Annotated in this window: 14 protein-coding genes and 2 pseudogenes; 9 read left to right on the top strand and 7 right to left on the bottom strand. The window is 30.5% G+C overall.

Translation table 11 applies throughout. The features are described from left to right. Positions 1–10: 10 nt before the first annotated feature. The gene (locus ABNT14_RS09510; protein ID WP_101902991.1) at positions 11–3,034 is read right to left on the bottom strand and encodes a tetratricopeptide repeat protein; all 3,024 of its coding nucleotides are present in this window, start codon (positions 3,032–3,034) and stop codon (positions 11–13) included. A 136-nt stretch (positions 3,035–3,170) separates the two neighbouring features. Between ABNT14_RS09510 and ABNT14_RS09505 the strand changes: the two genes are divergently transcribed. Further along, positions 3,171–3,854, top strand: a complete 684-nt coding sequence (locus ABNT14_RS09505; protein WP_101902990.1) for a cell division ATP-binding protein FtsE — start codon at positions 3,171–3,173, stop codon at positions 3,852–3,854. Positions 3,855–3,953: 99 nt separating this feature from the next. Here the strand turns inward: ABNT14_RS09505 and mdh are convergent, their stop codons facing one another. From mdh to asnB, 6 genes and pseudogenes are all read right to left on the bottom strand, one after another. Then, complete coding sequence (gene mdh / locus ABNT14_RS09500) at positions 3,954–4,880, bottom strand: malate dehydrogenase (protein WP_101902989.1); 927 nt, start codon at positions 4,878–4,880, stop codon at positions 3,954–3,956. A 139-nt stretch (positions 4,881–5,019) separates the two neighbouring features. Beyond that, complete coding sequence (gyrB, locus tag ABNT14_RS09495; protein WP_101902988.1) at positions 5,020–6,957, bottom strand: DNA topoisomerase (ATP-hydrolyzing) subunit B; 1,938 nt, start codon at positions 6,955–6,957, stop codon at positions 5,020–5,022. 350 nt (positions 6,958–7,307) lie between these two features. Then, positions 7,308–8,999: pseudogene (locus tag ABNT14_RS09490) on the bottom strand (biotin/lipoyl-containing protein); the annotation flags it as partial. An 845-nt stretch (positions 9,000–9,844) separates the two neighbouring features. Continuing rightward, positions 9,845–10,426 (bottom strand): hypothetical protein, encoded by a 582-nt coding sequence (locus ABNT14_RS09485; protein ID WP_101902987.1) that lies wholly within the window; start codon positions 10,424–10,426, stop codon positions 9,845–9,847. A gap of 63 nt (positions 10,427–10,489) precedes the next feature. Further along, a complete protein-coding gene (locus ABNT14_RS09480) occupies positions 10,490–10,654 on the bottom strand; it encodes a hypothetical protein (RefSeq protein WP_159459542.1) in 165 nt (54 codons plus the stop codon). A gap of 221 nt (positions 10,655–10,875) precedes the next feature. Next, positions 10,876–12,540, bottom strand: coding sequence for an asparagine synthase B (gene asnB / locus ABNT14_RS09475; protein WP_101902986.1), 1,665 nt, complete (start codon positions 12,538–12,540; stop codon positions 10,876–10,878). A gap of 371 nt (positions 12,541–12,911) precedes the next feature. Here asnB and ABNT14_RS09470 point away from each other — a divergent pair, with 371 nt between their 5' ends. The 8 genes and pseudogenes from ABNT14_RS09470 (at position 12,912) to trpA (ending at position 19,923) form a co-directional block, all read left to right on the top strand. Beyond that, positions 12,912–14,303, top strand: a complete 1,392-nt coding sequence (locus tag ABNT14_RS09470; RefSeq protein ID WP_101902985.1) for an anthranilate synthase component I family protein — start codon at positions 12,912–12,914, stop codon at positions 14,301–14,303. Positions 14,304–14,491: 188 nt separating this feature from the next. Beyond that, a complete protein-coding gene (locus ABNT14_RS09465) occupies positions 14,492–15,070 on the top strand; it encodes an anthranilate synthase component II (RefSeq protein WP_101902984.1) in 579 nt (192 codons plus the stop codon). A gap of 13 nt (positions 15,071–15,083) precedes the next feature. Next, positions 15,084–16,073, top strand: a complete 990-nt coding sequence (gene trpD / locus ABNT14_RS09460; RefSeq protein ID WP_101902983.1) for an anthranilate phosphoribosyltransferase — start codon at positions 15,084–15,086, stop codon at positions 16,071–16,073. 26 nt (positions 16,074–16,099) lie between these two features. Then, a pseudogene (locus ABNT14_RS09455) lies at positions 16,100–16,460 on the top strand (four helix bundle protein). Between the two features lie 29 nt (positions 16,461–16,489). Further along, on the top strand, positions 16,490–17,278 hold the full coding sequence (gene trpC, locus ABNT14_RS09450; protein WP_101902982.1) for an indole-3-glycerol phosphate synthase TrpC: 789 nt from the start codon (positions 16,490–16,492) through the stop codon (positions 17,276–17,278). A gap of 2 nt (positions 17,279–17,280) precedes the next feature. Next, the gene (locus ABNT14_RS09445) at positions 17,281–17,943 is read left to right on the top strand and encodes a phosphoribosylanthranilate isomerase (protein ID WP_101902981.1); all 663 of its coding nucleotides are present in this window, start codon (positions 17,281–17,283) and stop codon (positions 17,941–17,943) included. Positions 17,944–17,972: 29 nt separating this feature from the next. Continuing rightward, a complete protein-coding gene (gene trpB, locus ABNT14_RS09440; RefSeq protein WP_101902980.1) occupies positions 17,973–19,148 on the top strand; it encodes a tryptophan synthase subunit beta in 1,176 nt (391 codons plus the stop codon). Between the two features lie 7 nt (positions 19,149–19,155). Next, complete coding sequence (trpA, locus tag ABNT14_RS09435; RefSeq protein WP_101902979.1) at positions 19,156–19,923, top strand: tryptophan synthase subunit alpha; 768 nt, start codon at positions 19,156–19,158, stop codon at positions 19,921–19,923. The last annotated feature ends 34 nt before the right edge of the window (positions 19,924–19,957 follow it).

The raw sequence follows: 19,957 nt of genomic DNA, 5'->3' as shown, positions 1-19,957 counted from the left end.
TTAACAACTTTTACTGTTGGCTATTGTTAATTGATTCGTTAGTTTTAGCTTCTTTATTTTTAATTGCTCGAAGCTCATTACTAGCCTGCTCTGTAATGTCTTTATATTGGGTGAAATTTTTAATAATATTTTCTAAAATATAGGTTGCCTGATAAGCATCATTTAAGGCATTGTAATTTTTCGCCATAATAACATAACTTTTAACCCCCCAATATTTATAAGAGGAATAATTGGCAATTAAATTTTGTACTGCTTTATTAGAGTTTTCAAAATCTTTATGTTCGTTTAAAAAGAAGGCTTTATAATATAAACTTTCTGCTTTTAATTCGCCAGTAGCATTTTTACTTACCTCATTAAAATATTCTTGAGCAGTGGTAAAATCATTTGTTTTAAAAGCCGAACGGGCAATAATTATTTTTGCATCATTAGAAATATTGGCGTCTATTTTTGAAGTTGCCAATACTTTTTCGGCATAAGAAATTGCTTTTGAATAGGCTTGTTTTTTATAATAACCCTTCATTAAATTACTTTGAGAAAAAACAATATTCTGAGGGTAATTTGCTGCTTTTTCTAGTTTTTCTAAAATAGGTATCCCATTTTTCCAATCCTCTTTTTCTAAGTATATTTTAGCAAGCTTAATTAAAGATTCTTCTGTAAAGGCGTTTTTATCTTTACCAATTACATAGTTATAATGAGGTATGCTATTTTGATGTTTTTTGGTGTTATTGTACGATTGAGCTAAGTAAAAATGGGCTTTTAAAGTGTGTATTCCTGAAGGAAAAGTGCGAAGGTATTTGTTAAAACCTGCAATTGCTTTGTTGTTATTATTCTCTAAGAATTTATTTTCAGCCGCCTGATACGTGGCGTTGTCAAGCTCTGCATCGGTAATATTTATAAAGCTGATATCTTTAGCCCATGTGGCATATTGATCTACCTTACCAAGGTCAATATATATGTTTTTAACATTGCTAACTGCCTGGGATGCCTCTTTTGAATTAGGGTGTTTTGCTACAATTTCCTTGTATTTTACCAAGGCTTTTTCATTTTGATTTTCATTATTATATAACAATCCTTGACGTAAAAGAACACTAGGTATATAATGGCTATTTTTATGTTTTGATAACAAGTTATTATAGCTTTCTTGTGCTTTTGTCGGGTTATTAATCGTGGTGTAGGTTGTTGCTAATTGAAACAAGGCATCATCTTGTAATTGCGAATCTTGATAAGTATTAATAAGGGTTTGTAAGGCTTTAATTTTCTGATTATTCTTACCCATAAACCCGTAACTCATAGCGGTTTGATATTGCGAATAATCAGCGCCAACACCAGCCTGATTAATTACTTTTTTATACGAGCGGATCGCTTTTAAAAACCCTTTGGAAGCATAAAAAGAATCGCCTAGTCGGTTCGAAGCATCATCGTTTAAATCGGTGTTTTCTGTTTTTTTATCTAGAAAAGCCTGAAAATAAATAGCCGAATTTTGATAGTCTTTTAATTTAAAGTAGGTGTAGGCAATATGGTAGGTTAGTTTTTTAGATTCGTCAAAATTAGTACTAGTAATTTGTAAGAAATTAGTCAAAGAATTTTGATAATTTCCTAATAAATAATCGGTTTCTGCTAACCAAAAAAGCCCTTTGCTATGAACGGTTTCATTTTGCGATAAACTTGCTTTTTCAAAATAAGGTTTTGCTATTTTTAAGGTGTTTTCATTAAATAATTGAATTCCTCTATATAAAGAAACCTCTTTGGCAAGTTCTTTGTTTTTGGCTGATTTTGTGGTTGCTAAATAGGTTAAAGCTCCTTGATAATCTTGCTGATGTAAATACGAGGTAATTAATAAATCACTAATTTCATTAGCGCTTTCATTGTTTGGGTATTTAGCTAAAAACCCTTTTAAAACCTCAGGGACGCTTTGGTAAGGATTTCCTAATTCATAACTTAATTTAGCATAATTTAACGAGGCACTTTGAGTTATTTTTGCATCAAAATCCATTTCGCTAGCATTTTTAAACGCATTTAAAGCTTCCATTTTTTTTAGTAATTCTAAATAACATTCGCCTAAATGATAATAGGCATTTTGTGCTACTTTATTATTTCCATCAATAATTTTATTGAAATTACCGATAGCTTCTTTATAGTTTTTTTGCTGATAATAGGCGTATCCTAAATAATAATAATCGGTATTTGTCCATTTTCCTTTAGTTCCTTTGTAGGCTTTTAAATATGGAATTGCAGCATCGTATTTTTTTAAGTTGAAATAACTTTCTCCAATAATTTTAGATACTTGAGAAATTTCTTTTTTATCTTTTGATTTCGTTAAAAGTTCTTCTCCAATTTTTACTGATTTATCAAAACGCCCTGCCTTAAAACTAATATCTAAAATATAATAATTTGCTTTTGCTTGGTAGGTAGCATCATTAGCTAATTTACTTAAATTATTTTCTGCTTCGCCAAAATTTTCTTGTTTGTAGGCAATATATCCGAAGTAATATCGTGCATCATTACCATAAATAGGATTCCCTAATAAGCCTTTAAAATGCTCTTTTGCATCTTTTAAATAATTAGAAACTAATAGGGCATAGCCCATTTTATAATTTAATTCGTCTCTTTCAGGACTACTTAAAAGGTCTTCATTTACTTTTTGATACCATTTTAAGGCATGTGCAGCTTTTCTATTGGCAAAATAATAGTTACCAACTTTTAAAAAAGCTTTTTCTTTTTTGCTATGATATGGGTAGTTTCGTACAAAAGCCAGCACTTTATTATTAGCGTTACTTTGTGTTAATTTTATGGCGCACATAGCATCGTAGTAATCAGCATCAGCTTTGCTATTTCGGTGTGTTTTTGCATTTTCAGAAACTTCTTTAAATAATTCTTGTGCAGCTGAATACGCCTTGTTATTGTATAGCTTTACAGCCTTGTAATAGGTGGCGGTATTCGCTGAATTAATAGCAGACTCTTGTGCTATAATAATGCTTGGAAAAGCCATAAATAACAATAGATAACAGCTCTTTTTATAATAACTAAATTTCATATTTTTCAAGTATCTAAGAAGTATAACGTTCTTTTTTTATTTTTGTTGGAAAACGATGTGTTAAAATACGCATCAAAAGTAAGAAATGTTATATAATTAAGTAATAAAATTTTAGATTTGTAAAAATCAATTAATTATGGAAAAACCTGTTTTACATCTTGAAAATGCGGCTATTTATCAGCAAGAAAATTTGGTATTATCAAAAGTAAATTTCACATTAAATAAAGGAGATTTTTATTATTTGATAGGAAAAACAGGAAGTGGAAAAAGTAGCCTGTTAAAAACCTTATACGCTGATTTGCAACTACAAGAAGGTATTGGCGAAATAGTAGGTTTTGATTTAAATAAAATTAAGGAAAAAGATATTCCTTTTTTGAGGCGAAATCTAGGTGTTGTTTTTCAGGACTTTAAACTTTTAAACGATAGAAATGTTTTTAAAAATTTAGAATTTGTGCTAAAAGCCACTGGTTGGAAAAATAAAATGGATATAGAAAATAAAATCTATGAGGTTTTAGATAAAGTAGGGATGAAGCAAAAACAGCATAAAAACACCTTTGAACTTTCAGGAGGAGAGCAACAACGAGTTGCAATTGCAAGAGCTTTATTAAATGACCCTGAATTAATTTTAGCAGATGAACCAACAGGAAATTTAGACCCTAAAACATCGTTAGAAGTAATGGAGTTGTTAAATGAAATTCATAAAAGTGGAAAAACTATTTTAATGGCAACTCACGATTATCAGTTAATAGTAAAGTTTAAGCAAAAGACATTAAAATGTGAGGGGGGAGAACTTTTTGAAGTAATACAACAATCTGTTTAACCTTTATTAATTCGAGTAATTTTAGATTAAAATAGTATCAAAAATAAAAACCCGTATAATTCAAATTATACGGGTTTTTTATCGACATAAGAAACTTTTTTATAAGTTTAATGCAGCATTATTATTTTTAACAGCTTCAGCAGAAGAAGCTAATTTTGTTTTTTCATCGTCAGATAAATTAATTTCAACGATTTTTTCAATCCCGTCTTTTCCTAAAACAACAGGAACTCCGATACATAAATCAGATAAACCAAATTCACCATCTAATAATGCTGAACAAGGAAATATTTTTTTAGTATCACAAGCAATCGCCTGAACCATTCCTGAAACTGCTGCTCCTGGTGCATACCAAGCAGAAGTACCTAATAAACCAGTTAAAGTAGCACCTCCAACTTTGGTGTCTTGCAATACTTTTTCTAATCTTTCTTCTGATAAAAACTCAGAAACAGGCACAGAATTACGAGTAGCTAAACGTGTTAAAGGAAGCATTCCTTTATCAGAATGACCACCAATAACCATTCCATCAACATCAGAAATAGGCGCACCTAAAGCTTCTGCTAAACGGTATTTAAAACGTGCAGAATCTAACGCTCCACCCATTCCGATAATTCTATTTTTAGGTAAACCAGTAGCTTTGTGTACTAAATAAGTCATAGTATCCATTGGGTTAGATACTACAATAATAATCGTGTTTGGTGATTGCTCAACTAAACTAGAGGCTACCATTTTTACGATACCAGCATTAATTCCTAATAATTCATCACGAGACATTCCTGGTTTACGAGCAATACCAGAGGTAATCACACAAACATCAGAACCCGCAGTTTTACTATAATCACCAGTGGTACCAGTAATTTTAGTATCAAAACCATTTAAAGAGGCTGTTTGCATTAAATCCATGGCTTTACCTTCCGCAAAACCCTCTTTAATATCAACTAGTACAACTTCTGATGCGAAATTTTTAATTGCAATGTACTCTGCACAACTTGCACCTACAGCACCTGCTCCTACAACTGTTACTTTCATATTTTTATATTTTAATTGTGATGATTAATTTAGTTGTACAAAAATAACGATTTGAACACCGAAATAAAAACAAAACCCTATTGAAGTTTTCAATAGGGTTTGTTTTTATTTATAAATTTTCATGTAATATTAAATATTATTACGCATCAATATTAGCATATTTTGCATTTCTTTCGATAAAATCTCTACGAGGTGGAACATCATCTCCCATTAACATAGAGAAAACTCTGTCTGCTTCGGTTGGGCTATCAATAACAACCTGACGCAACGTTCTAAATTCAGGATTCATAGTGGTGTCCCACAATTGTTCTGCATTCATCTCCCCAAGACCTTTATAACGTTGTATGTTTACGTTTCCGCCTAATTTTTGAGCAATTAAATCACGTTGATTGTCATCCCAAGCATATTCTTTTTTCTGTCCTTTTTTAACTAAATATAAAGGAGGCGTAGCAATATAAATATATCCTTGCTCTACCATTTCACGCATATATCTGAAAAAGAAAGTTAAAATTAAGGTAGCAATATGCGAACCATCGACATCGGCATCACACATAATAACCACTTTATGATAACGTACTTTTGATAAATTTAAAGCTCTAGGATCTTCTTCTGTTCCGATAGAAACACCTAATGCGGTAAACATATTTTTAATTTCCTCGTTTTCAAAAACCTTATGTTGCATGGCTTTTTCAACATTTAAAATTTTCCCACGTAGCGGAAGAATTGCTTGGAAGTTTCTGTCACGTCCTTGTTTTGCTGTTCCACCTGCCGAATCTCCCTCAACTAAGAAAATTTCACATTTTTCTGGGTCAGTTTCTGAACAATCAGATAATTTTCCAGGTAAACCACCAATCGACATCACTGTTTTACGTTGTACCATTTCTCTGGCTTTACGTGCAGCGTGTCTTGCGGTTGCAGCTAAAATTACTTTTTGAACAATAGTTTTAGCATCATTAGGATTTTCTTCTAAATAATCCGTTAACATTTCTGAAACAGCTTGCGATACTGCGGCTGAAACTTCTCTATTTCCTAATTTTGTTTTAGTTTGACCTTCAAATTGAGGTTCTGCAACTTTTACAGAAACAATGGCGGTTAATCCTTCACGGAAATCATCACCAGCAATTTCGAATTTTACATTTTTTAGTAATCCTGAATTATCAGCATACTTTTTTAAAGTTCCTGTTAACCCACGTCTAAAACCAGATAAATGTGTTCCTCCTTCGTGTGTATTAATATTATTTACATACGAGTGTAAATTTTCAGCATACGAAGTATTATAAACCATGGCAACTTCAACAGGAATTCCGTTTTTTTCACCTTCCATAGAAATTACTTTGGAAGTTAATTGCTCACGGGTAGAATCTAAATATTTAATAAATTCAGGTAAACCTTCTTTACTATGAAATGTTTCAGATATAAAGTTTCCTTCATCATCTGTAGTACGTTTATCAGTTAAGGTAATGGTGATACCTTTATTTAAATACGCCAACTCACGCATACGAGTTGCCAACGTTTCGTAATTAAATACAGTTGATTGCTTAAAAATAGATGTATCAGGTAAAAAAGTAACAATAGTTCCTGTAAAATCGGTTTCTCCGATTGTTTTTACAGGATATAATGCTTTTCCTTTAGAATATTCTTGTTGCCAAACTTTCCCTTCTTTATGTACAGTTGCTGTTAAAAGGTCAGAAAGTGCATTTACACAACTTACCCCAACTCCGTGTAAACCTCCAGAAACTTTATAAGAATCTTTATCAAATTTACCACCAGCACCAATTTTTGTCATTACAACTTGTAATGCCGAAACGCCTTCTTTTTTATGAATTCCAACAGGAATACCACGACCGTTGTCTTTGGTTGTTATAGAATTATTTTCATTAATTGTAACCTCAATGGTATCACAATAACCACCCATTGCTTCATCAATAGAGTTATCGACAACTTCATATACTAAATGGTGTAAACCTCTAATACCAACATCACCAATATACATTGACGGACGCATTCTAACGTGTTCCATTCCCTCTAGGGCTTGGATACTTGATGCATCATAATTTTTTTTATTTTCTTCGCTCATTGTAAAAAAAGACTAAAAAAGAGTTAATTAAGTTTTGTTTCTTCCTTTTTTTATCCGAAAATAAATATTAAAATATTTTTCTTCGGATAAAAAAATCAGCTTGTTTTATAAAATATAAAGTTGAATCTATCTATAAAACCTAGTATACAAAAATACGAAAAACCAAGCTGATTTAAAAGCTTTTTAGCGATTGATATGTTCATTTAAAGTAATTTGTATTTTTTATTATAATGCTTTAAAACGGCTTAAAAAGACTTAGAAGGGGTGTTTGTTGTTTTTCAAAAGCGTATAAAATAAATTAATATAAAAATGGCGCAAAAGCGCCATTTTTAGTTGTTAAAATATCTTATTTATTTTAATTTAATAATTAAATCATCAGCATATACCATGTTTCCTGCTTTTAGAATAATTTCATCGATACTTGTATTTTCGGTAGCCGTAATGGTGGTTTCCATTTTCATGGCTTCAATGATAAATAAGGGTTGATTTTTGGTTATTTTATCTCCTTTTTTCACTAAAATAGTAGAAAGCATTCCTTGTAAGGGCGCGCCAATTTCTTTACTGTTATTTTTATCCGCTTTAGCGTGAATTACTTTATCTATTTTAATAGAAGTATCTTTTATTTGAACCGATCTACCTTGACCATTTACTTTAAAATAAACAGTAACCATTCCGTCTTGGTTAGCCTTACCGACAGAATCTAAGGTAATTAACAATGTTTTTCCTTTGTCTATTTCAACATTAATTTCTTCGTCAATTTCCATTCCATAAAAGAAATTTTTGGTTGGTAAATTGATTAAACTATCATATTTTAAACGCTTATTGTAAGCATCGGTAAAAACTTTTGGATATAATTTATAGGATAAAAAATCAGTAATATCAATAGGTCTGCTTAAATCTTTTTCGAATATTTTCTTAAAATCCTTGTATTCTTTATCAAAATCTAAAGTTTTAATATGTGCGTTTGGTCTGTCGGTATAGGGTTTTTCATCTTTTAAAATAAGTTTTTGAAGCTCTTTTGGAAATCCGCCAACAGGCTGCCCTAAATCTCCTCTAAAAAAACTCACTACCGACTGCGGAAACGAAATAGTATCGCCACGTTCTAACACATCTTGTACCGTTAAGTTATTACTTACTAGATATTGTGCCATATCGCCCACAACTTTTGAACTTGGGGTAACTTTTACGATATCGCCAAAAAGATGATTTACATCGCCATACATTTTGGTAATTTCATAAAAACGATCTTCCAAACCTAAAGCCTGTGCTTGTGGTTTTAAATTTGAATATTGCCCCCCAGGAATTTCATGTTTAAAAACCTCTCCAGAACCTGCTTTTAAACCAGATTCAAAAGGATAGTAATATTCTCTAACGGTTTCCCAATAATTAGAATATTTGTTTAAAGAATCAATATTTAAATCACTTTCACGCTCGTTGAATTTCATCATTTCGACAATCGAATTGAAATTAGGCTGCGATGTTAAGCCCGATAAACCACCAAGCGCTACATCAACCACATCAACGCCAGCCTCAATAGCTTTCAAATAAGTAGCCGATTGAATGGAAGAAGTATCGTGGGTATGTAAATGAATTGGAATGTTAATTTTTTGTTTTAATGCCGAAACTAATTCGAAAGCGGCATACGGTTTTAGCAAACCAGCCATGTCTTTAATGGCAAGAATGTGCGCTCCAGCATTTTCAATATCTTTGGCTAATTGCGTATAGTATTTAAGGTTGTATTTGGTGTTTTCAGGGTTTAGAATATCGCCAGTATAACAAATTGATCCTTCGGCTAAACCATTTGTTTTTGTGCGAACGTGCTCAATACAAGGGGCAATTGATTTCATCCAGTTTAAGGAGTCAAAAATTCTAAAAATATCGACACCATTTTCCCATGATTCTGCTACAAATCGTTCAATTAAATTATCAGAATATGCTGTGTAACCTACGCCATTTGAACCTCTAATTAACATTTGCAATAATATATTGGGCATCGCTTTTCGTAATAAACGCAAGCGTTCCCAAGGGTTTACTTCCAAAAAAACATATTCATTGCTTTTTGTAACAATAAAATCTATTGAACAAGTATTTAAATTCAAATCTTTTGTTAAACAAAAAATCTTGTTTTCTAATTCTTTTGTGATTTCTATTGGCACATTCCTATTAGGTTTTGTATTGTTGTAGTTTCTATAATCGACCTTTGTTTGTTTATCATTTTGAGAAAATATTGCCATAGGATACAGTGTTTTTTTATACATAAAAACCCGTATTTCATATTTTTTCTCAATCATTTCTTGTAAAAACATAGGTATAAAAAAATCACTACATTGATTTATCATTTTTTGTGTAATTAAAATTGTACCAACAGAACTGTATTGGGTATTTTCAATTTTAAACCATACTGGATGATATAAATCTTTAGTTATTATTTTTTTAGATTTGCAATAAAATTCTTGTAATTTTTTTTTACTAGAAGTAATGAGTGTATTTGGAATGTTCAATCCATTTTTTTTGGCCTTAACTAAAACATCTAGTTTATTGTTTTCAACTTCTTTTTTATAAGACCCAATATATTCAACTTGGGTATTTAAAAAGTTTTCAAAAAAATAAAGTAAAACTTGTTCATCTATTTTCAACTTTTCATCTAAATTGTTATATGTTGTAGTAAATCTGAAATTTATTTTTGCTCTTCTATGCCAAACTTTTTTTATATCTAATGAATTTACATCATCAAAAGAGATATTTGTACTATTACCTATTTCAAAACTATTTATTATATTGAATTTATTAGAATTAAATATTTTGAAATTATAAAAAGAATAACTATGTAGCCAATCAATAACATAATTAGTTGTTAGGTCTTTTTCTTCACTTATTAGTAAAACCATTAATTATTGTTATTACGACCATTTATATGAGTGATAACAAATTTATAGGCATTATTACTTAGTCTATTTTTCTTTTTCTCTATGTTAACAAGCGTTCTAATTTCATCCCAATATTGTGGTTGTGAATGTCTAAAAATAGTAGCAGGAAAAAGGTCACCCATTTGATTTTTAATTAATTCACAATTACAATTATCTTTGTTAGGATACCCTCTTTTTTTAATAAGACTAATAAGTAATGGAGTATTAATATTGTCTAATTTAATTTGCTCTTGCATTAAAGAATCATTCTTGATTTTTTCTTTAACAGTAAGAGGTGGTCTTAACTTCATTATTTCAATAGTCTTTAAACTATATTTTTTTCTTTCTTCGGAAGGAAGTGTTTTATAATCTTTATGAGTGTAATTTTTCGTTTTTAAAATAGAATCTAATATTTCTATATAAGGATTGTCTGTCATTACCCCCCTTAACAGCTGATCTTTATATTGCATTTCTTTTAAGTCAACACATAGTTTATTTTTTTTATCTTTTGAACAACTACTTAAACAGCAAAATAAAATTATAATACCAATTACTTTATTCATTTCTTTATTTTTAAAAAAAAGAAGAAGGCTAATTAGCCTTCTTCTAAATACTATGATTAAGATTTAATACTCTGTATATGTTCCATCACAACTTCGTATGTCCTTTCCACTACAGCCAGCGCTTTCATTGGTATAGGTTGTTTTCTCACATTGAACACCACCACCGCTTATAGCGTTTAAGTTTTCTAACTTGTTGTCTGTAAATTTTTCTAAATTTAATTTTTGCATAATATTTTTTTTTTACCTACTCTATTTTTAATAAGCTTTTCGGTTACCGCTTTTTACTCCTGCTAATATATATATAAAATTAAAAATAACTTAAAGTGTTGCTATGTTGTGTTTTATTTATTTTTTTAGTAGTGTTTTTTAATGAAAGAAGCGTAAGTTTGTAGATAAACTTACGCTTTTTAATGGGGGATTATAATTTATTTTGATACTTAATATTAAGTTTAATAAGCATCATCATGAACACTCATAATTGCTCTACCAGATGGTTCGTTCATATTTTTAAATGCTTCATCCCATTCTAAAGCAATAGCGGTACTACAAGCTACACTTGCTTCTTGAGGAACACTTAAAGCAGCGGTATCGCTAGGGAAGTGGTCTTCAAAAATAGTTCTATAGTAAAACTCTTCTTTGTTCGTTGGAGTTTGAATTGGGAATCTGAATTTAGCGTTTGCTAATTGTTCATCGGTAACTTCTTTATCAACAACTTCTTTTAAAGTATCAATCCAACTATAACCTACACCATCAGAAAATTGTTCTTTTTGTCTCCAAGCAACACTTTCAGGTAACATATCTTCAAAAGCTTTACGGATAACCCATTTTTCCATGCGTTCACCGTTAATCATTTTATCCTGTGGATTGATACGCATTGCAACATCCATAAACTCTTTGTCTAAAAATGGTACACGACCTTCAATTCCCCAAGCCATTAAACTTTTGTTGGCTCTTAAACAATCATACATATGTAGTTTGTCTAATTTACGAACAGTTTCTTCATGGAATTCTTTTGCGTTTGGAGCTTTATGGAAATATAAATATCCTCCAAAAATTTCATCAGCACCTTCACCAGATAATACCATTTTAACACCCATTGATTTAATAACACGTGCCATTAAATACATTGGAGTAGAAGAACGGATTGTTGTAATATCGTATGTTTCTATGTTGTAGATAACATCTTTAATAGCATCTAAACCTTCTTGAATAGTGAATTTTATTTCATGATGAACAGTTCCAATATGATCTGCAACTTTTTGAGCTGCAGCTAAATCAGGCGAACCTTCTAATCCTACAGAAAAAGAATGTAATTGCGGATACCAAGCAGTTGATGTATCATCAGATTCAATTCTTTTTTGGGAATATTTCTTTGCAATTGCCGATATTACTGAAGAATCTAATCCTCCAGAAAGTAACACACCGTAAGGAACATCACTCATTAATTGTCTGTGTACAGCCGCTTCTAAAGCTTCTTTAACTTCTGCAATACTTGTTTCGTTATCTTTTACAGCATCGTAATCTCTCCAATCTCTTTTGTACCATTGTACGAATTTTCCATCTTTACTAGACATATAATGTCCTGGAGGAAATAATTCGATTTTCGCACAAACACCTTCTAAGGCTTTTAATTCCGAAGCAACATAAAAAGTTCCGTTTTGGTCCCAACCAATATATAAAGGAATAATTCCCATGTGGTCACGAGCAACAAAGTACTCATCTTTTTCAGCATCATATAAAGCGAAACCAAAAATTCCGTTTAAATCATCTACAAAATCAACACCTTTTTCTTTGTAAAGTGCTAAAATTACTTCACAGTCAGAAGCTGTTTGAAATTCATAAGGGTTTGTAAGGTTTTTAGCTAATTCTCTGTGGTTGTATATTTCGCCGTTTGCTGCTAAAATTAGTTTTTTATCGGCACTAAATAAAGGCTGTTGTCCTGAAGCAGGATCTACAATTGCCAATCTTTCGTGTGCCATAATTACTTTATCATCGCTATAAATTCCGCTCCAATCGGGTCCACGATGTCTGATTTTTTTAGCCATTTCTAAAACTTGAGGTCTTAAACTATCCGAAGGTTGCTTTAAATCAAACGCACATACAATTCCACACATAATTTTATATTTTTAATTTTCTTGTTCTAATTACGTTGCAAATATTAGATATATGTTTGTTTTTATAAACTACAATGTATAATATGGTTACATACTTTAACTTTAAATATGTTTTTTGTTGTTAAATGAAATTTTAAAGCTTGCTTTTAAGTAGTTCTAATGTTGTTTGATAATAAATTACTTAAAATTTAAAAGAAGAAAATAAATTATTAAAATAACTTTCTTATATTTGTCTCATAATGATGAAACAAAACAACATATGGTGGTGGAACTCTCTTAGAAAATAAGTGAGAAGAAACCTGTATGTATATATTATATAAAGAAAAGGCTTATCTCACGATAGGCCTTTTTTGTTTTTAATAATAAATAAAATGAATAAAATAGCATTTAAAACAGTTAGTAAAAAACGAATTGCAGATACAATTACTCCAGTAGGTTTGTATTTACGATTTAGAGATAAATATGCTAATACCTTATTGTTAGAGAGTTCAGATTACCATAGTAAAGAAGAAAGTTTTTCTTTTATAGCTATTGAGCCTGTGGTAACAATGAAAGTAGAAAATCATGATTTTGTTGTTTCTAAACAAGGGAAAATTATTGAAAAAAATACTATTGATAAGAATTTTTATACCTTATTTGATAGTTTTTCAAAATCGGTGGATTTAGATTGTGATCCTGCCTTAAAATCATTTAATGGATTGTACGGTTACTCAACATACGATAGTGTTCAGTATTTTGAAAATATACAATTAAATGTAAAAGACGCTCCGTCTAAAATACCTTTAATGCAGTATAGTTTTTACAGATTTATAATAGCCATCAATCATTTTAATGATGAAATGACCATTATTGAAAATGTAGAAGCAGGAACTGAATCAAGAATTTCAGAAGTAGAAACCATCATTGAAGCACAAGCTTTCAATACTCAAAAATTTGAAATCGATGGAGAAGAAACTTCAAATTGTACCAATGAAGATTTTAAAGAATATGTTGTAAAAGCAAAATCGCACTGTAAAAGAGGAGATGTTTTTCAATTAGTATTATCTCGTCAATTTCAACAAAAATTTAAAGGAGATGAATTTAATGTATACAGAGCATTACGTTCAATAAATCCATCACCTTATTTATTTTATTTCGATTACGGTTCGTTTAAATTAATGGGTTCTTCACCAGAAGCACAAATTAAAATTAACGAAGGAAAAGCAACTATAAATCCAATTGCAGGAACTTTCAGAAGAACTGGCGATATGGCGGAAGATATAAAGCTTGGTAAAAAATTATCCGAAGATAAAAAAGAAACTGCCGAACACGTAATGCTAGTTGATTTAGCTCGAAACGATTTAAGTAAACATGCCGAAAAGGTAAATGTTGAGGTATTTAAAGAAGTTCAATATTTTAGTCACGTAATTCACTTGGTATCGACTGTGCAAGGAAAAATAAAAGGAAATCCGATTGAAATAGTTGGAGATACTTTCCCTGCAGGAACTTTGAGTGGTGCGCCAAAATACAAGGCAATGCAATTAATTGACACCTACGAAAATCAATCGAGAGGTTTTTACGGAGGTGCAGTCGGAATTATTGGTTTAGACGGTTCTGTAAATTTAGCCATTGCCATTCGCTCGTTTGTTAGTAAAAACAATGTGTTATATTATCAGGCAGGAGCAGGAATTGTAATTCATTCTGATGAAGAAAAAGAGTTACAAGAGGTGAATAATAAATTAGCAGCTCTGAAAAAAGCGTTAATTTTGGCAGAAAATATTTAGGGCGTTCGGGCGGGCTTTCCACTATATCTTTTTATTTAGAAAAAAAATAAAAAGGATGCCGTTTCAATCCCTAACGCAAAATTGAGTTTTAAGATATTATTTAGATTATTCATTAATATCTTAAAAAATAAACAAACAAATTGACTTATAAATAACAACATTTATTAGGCAATTACAATTAGAAAAAAATGAAAATATTAATACTAGATAATTACGATTCGTTTACCTATAATTTGGTACACATGGTAGAAGATATTACAGGTAATTTGCCAGACGTATATAGAAACGATGAAATTTCTGTTACAGAGATTGATAGGTATGACGTTATTATTTTATCACCAGGCCCAGGAATTCCTGATGAAGCAGGTATTTTAAAAGATGTTATAAAACAATACGCAGGTAAAAAACCTATTTTTGGTGTTTGTTTAGGTTTACAAGCAATTACCGAAGTTTTTGGTGGAGCAATCGAAAACATGGGAGAAGTATTTCATGGTGTTGCTACTGAAATGGAAATCATCAAAAAAGATGCTGTAATATTTAAAGATGTTTCAACTAAATTTAAAGCAGCAAGATATCATTCATGGATAGCATCTCACAATAATTTTCCATCAGAATTAATAATTACTGCAAAAGACGAGCAAGGAGGAATCCAAGCAATTCAGCATAAAGAATTTAATTTATCGGCAGTTCAATTTCACCCAGAATCAATATTAACAGATGTAGGTGAACAACTTGTTAGAAATTTTTTAAATAACGTTAAAAAATAAAATCTTTTAGAACATGAAAGAAATTTTAAATAATTTATATCAACATAAAAGATTAACAAAACTTGAAGCAAAACAGGTTTTAATTGATATTGCCTCAGGAAAATTTAATGAAGCACATTTAGCGTCTTTTATGACTGTTTTTATGATGCGTCCAATTTCTGTTGATGAGCTTGCGGGTTTTAGAAATGCTTTAATAGAGTTGGCTATAAAAGTTGATTTATCAGAATATAATACTATCGATATTGTAGGAACTGGTGGCGATGGAAAAGATACGTTCAATATTTCAACATTAACCTCTTTTATTGTTGCAGGAACAGGACAAAAAGTAGCAAAACATGGAAATTATTCCGTATCTTCTCAATCAGGTTCTTCTGATATGTTAGAAAGTTTCGGATATCAATTTACAAATGATGAAGCTATTTTAAAATCGCACTTAGAAAAAGCAAATATTTGTTTTTTACACGCACCAAAATTTCATCCAGCAATGAAAGCGGTAAGCGCAACAAGAAAAGAATTAGCGTTAAAAACGTTTTTTAATATGTTGGGTCCTTTGGTAAATCCGAGTTCACCTAAAAATCAATTATTAGGAACGTTTAATTTAGAAGTTGCTCGTTTGTATAATTATATTTTGCAAGAAGAAGGTACTAATTACGGAATTGTACATGCGCTTGATGGTTATGATGAAATTTCATTAACAAGCGGATTTAAGTTATTCACTAAAAACGGCGAACAATTAATTAATCCAGAAGATTTAGGGCAAAAAAGAGTACAACAATCAGCTATTTTTGGCGGTAAATCCGTTGCTGATGCAGCTAAAATATTCAAAAATATTATTGAAGGAAATGGTACAGAAGCACAAAACAGTGTTGTGCTTACAAATGCTGCATTTGCTTTAAAAATTGTTGATAATCAAAAGAGTTTTGAACAAGCATATCAAGAAGCAAAAGATTCTTTATTAGGATTGAAAGCAAAAGAATGTTTAAAAAAGTTAATTACGAATTAGCAATTACGAATTATAAATTTCTTGTGATGAAAAAAGATAATGTAATTCAAACAAAGAGCTATAATTTTGCTGTGAGGATGGTCAAATTTATATAAGCATTTATCTCAAGAAAAGAAAGAATTTGTATTAAGTAAACAATTATTACGTTCAGGAACTTCAATAGGAGCGAATGTAGAAGAAGCAATTGGAGGTCAAAGCAGAAAAGATTTTTTTGCTAAATTAACAATAGCTTATAAAGAAGCAAGAGAATCTCATTATTGGATTCGTTTATTAAAAGATACTGATTTTTTATCTGATAAAGAATCAGAATCATTATTAAAGGATATTGAAGAAATATTAAAGATTATCGGAAGTATTCAAAAAACCATTAGAAACACTAAATCGTAATTCATAATTTTGAATTCATAATTATTTATATGACAATATTAGATAAAATAATAGCCTTTAAAAAAACAGAAGTTGCTAAAATTAAAGCAGAAGTTCCTGTTAGTAAATTAGTGGAAAGTCCTAACTTTAAAAATGCTCCTTTTTCATTAAAAAAGTCATTATTAACCGTAGGTTCAACAGGTATTATTGCAGAGTATAAACGTAAATCTCCATCAAAAGGAATTATTAACGATACATCATCAATATTAGAAGTAACAGAAGGTTATTTAGATGCGAATGTAGCAGCACAATCTATTTTAACTGATACGAATTTTTTTGGTGGAACTATGGCCGATTTGTTAGAGGCTAGAACTGTAAATCAGCAAATACCAATTTTAAGAAAAGATTTTATTGTTGATGGTTTTCAAATTGTTGAAGCAAAAGCAATAGGAGCAGACGTTATATTATTAATAGCTGCTTGTTTAACAAAACAAGAACTTAAAAATTACGGACAATTAGCTAACGATTTAGGTTTAGAAGTTTTATACGAAATACACACACAAGAGGATTTAGATAAAATTAGTGATTTAGATAATAAAATTATCGGAATTAATAATAGAAATTTAAAAACTTTTGAAGTTGATTTAGAACATTCTATCAACTTGGCAGGGCAAATTCCTGATACCGCAATTAAGGTTTCAGAAAGTGGAATTTCAGACCCAAGAATTATTACAGGATTAAAAGAACATGGTTTTCAAGGGTTTTTAATAGGAGAAAATTTTATGAAAACAAAAAATCCTGGAGAAGCTTGTAAAGATTTTATCGCTCAAATAAGATAAATATGAAACTGAAAGTTTGTGGAATGAAATATGTAGAAAATATCCAACAAGTTGCCCAATTGCAACCTGATTATTTAGGATTTATTTTCTATGAAAAATCAAAAAGAAATTTTGAGGGAATTATTCCCGATTTACCTAAGGAGATAAAAAAAGCAGGTGTTTTTGTGAATGAAATCCCTGAAATTGTAGTTTCATTAACCGAAGAATATGGTTTAAATATGCTGCAATTACATGGCGATGAATCTCCAGAGTATCTACAGCGTTTAAGAACTATTTTTGAAGAAAGTATTGCTGATAAAAAGCCGCATTTAAAATATAAAATGCCCGAAATTGTAAAAGTTTTTGGAATTAAAGATAGTTTCGATTTTGAAGTTTTAAAACCCTACGAATCATTAGTTGATTTCTTTTTGTTCGATACTAAAGGAAAAGAGCGAGGAGGAAACGGAATTACTTTTGATTGGGCTGTTCTTCAGAAATATAATTTAACGAAACCATTTTTTTTAAGTGGAGGAATTGGGTTAGAAGAAGTAGCAGAAATCAATAAATTAAAAGCCTTGAATTTACCTATTTATGCTTTAGATGTAAATAGTAAATTCGAAATAGAAGCTGGTTTAAAATCAGTGAAAAAGATAGAAAAGTTTAAAAAAGAGCTTCATGTTTTTTAAAATTCGTGAAGAATACTAAAAATTATAATATGAAATTTCAACCAACTAAAGAAGGATATTACGGGCAATTCGGTGGTGCATTTATTCCTGAATTATTACATCCAAACGTACTAGAATTAGAAGATAATTATATTAAAATTATCGAATCTAAAGAGTTTCAAGACGAATATAAAGCTTTATTAAAAGATTATGTTGGACGTCCTACTCCGTTGTATTTGGCAGAAAGATTATCAGAGAAATATGGTGCTACTATTTATTTAAAACGTGAAGATTTAAATCATACAGGAGCACACAAAGTAAACAATACTGTTGGACAGATTTTAATAGCAAAAAAGCTAGGTAAAACAAAAATTATAGCAGAAACAGGTGCAGGACAACATGGTGTTGCAACGGCTACAGTTTGTGCTTTAATGGGTTTAGAGTGTATCGTTTTTATGGGAGAAAAAGACATTGCAAGGCAAGCGCCTAATGTTGCTCGAATGAAAATGTTAGGAGCAACAGTTGTGCCTGCATTAAGTGGAAGTAAAACCTTAAAAGATGCTACAAACGAAGCAATTCGTTATTGGATTCAGCATCCAGATAGTTATTATTTAATTGGTTCTGTTGTTGGTCCTGCTCCGTATCCTGATATGGTAGCACGTTTACAAGCTATTATTTCAGAAGAAATGAAATGGCAACTAAAAGAAAAAACAGGAAAAGAAAACCCTGATACAGTTATTGCTTGTGTTGGTGGAGGTTCTAATGCGGCTGGTGCTTTTTATCATTACTTAGAAGATGAAGAAGTTGGTTTAATAGCTGTTGAAGCTGGTGGTTTAGGAGTTGATTCTGGTGAAAGTGCAGCAACATCTCAATTAGGGCAAGTTGGTGTAATTCACGGAAGTAAAACTATTTTAATGCAAGATGAATACGGACAAATTACAGAGCCATATTCTATTTCTGCAGGATTAGATTATCCAGGAGTTGGTCCTTTACATGCATTTTTACACGAAACTAAGCGTGCACAGTTTTTAAACGCAACAGATAATGAAGCTTTAGAAGCTGCTTTTGAATTAACCAAATTAGAAGGAATTATTCCTGCTTTAGAAAGTTCACACGCATTGGCAGTTTTATCTAAAATAAAATTTAAAAAAGATCAAGTAATTATAGTGAATTTATCAGGAAGAGGCGATAAAGATTTAGAAACGTATATGAAGCATTTAAAATAATAAGTAGATGAAATTATTAAAAGAAATATTTCAAGAAAAGAAGAATTTACTTTCTATATTTTTTACAGCAGGTTTTCCAAATTTAAATGATACAACTAAAATTATACACGATTTAAGTGAAAATGGTGTTGATTTTATTGAAGTTGGTTTACCTTATTCTGACCCTTTAGCAGATGGAACTACTATACAAGATAGTAGTCATAGAGCTTTGCAAAATGGAATGAATTTAGATGTTGTTTTTGAGCAACTAAAATCAGTAAAAGACACTAATAAAACACCATTAGTTTTAATGGGATATTTGAATCAGCTTATTAAATATGGTGAGGATAAGTTTTGTCAAGCAGTAAAAGATTGCGGTATGAAAACTGTTATTTTTCCTGATTTGCCAATGATTGAATATGAAAATCATTATAAAGCGTTATTCGAAAAATACGGAATTACTAACGTATTTTTAATTACGCCTCATACATCAGAAGAACGTATTCGAAAAATTGATGCACTTACAGATGCTTTTATTTATGTAGTTGCTTCGGCATCTATTACAGGAGCAAAAGGAGAAATATCAACAGAGCAAATTGATTACTTTAAACGAATTGAGGCAATGAATTTAAAAAGTAAATTAGTGGTTGGTTTTGGTATATCAGACAACAAAACATTTACAACAGCTTGTAATTATGCCGATGGTGCAATTATTGGTTCGGCTTTTATTAAAGATTTAGATAAAAATGGCGTAGCAGGTATTTCTAATTTTGTTAGTACTGTTATCAATTCTTAATTTTTATAAAGATGCAATCTGTTTTAATAGTTGT

Origin of the sequence: Tenacibaculum dicentrarchi, from assembly GCF_964036635.1 — a bacterium.
GTDB lineage: Bacteria > Bacteroidota > Bacteroidia > Flavobacteriales > Flavobacteriaceae > Polaribacter > Polaribacter dicentrarchi.
This window is presented reverse-complemented; position numbering and strand designations above follow the sequence as displayed.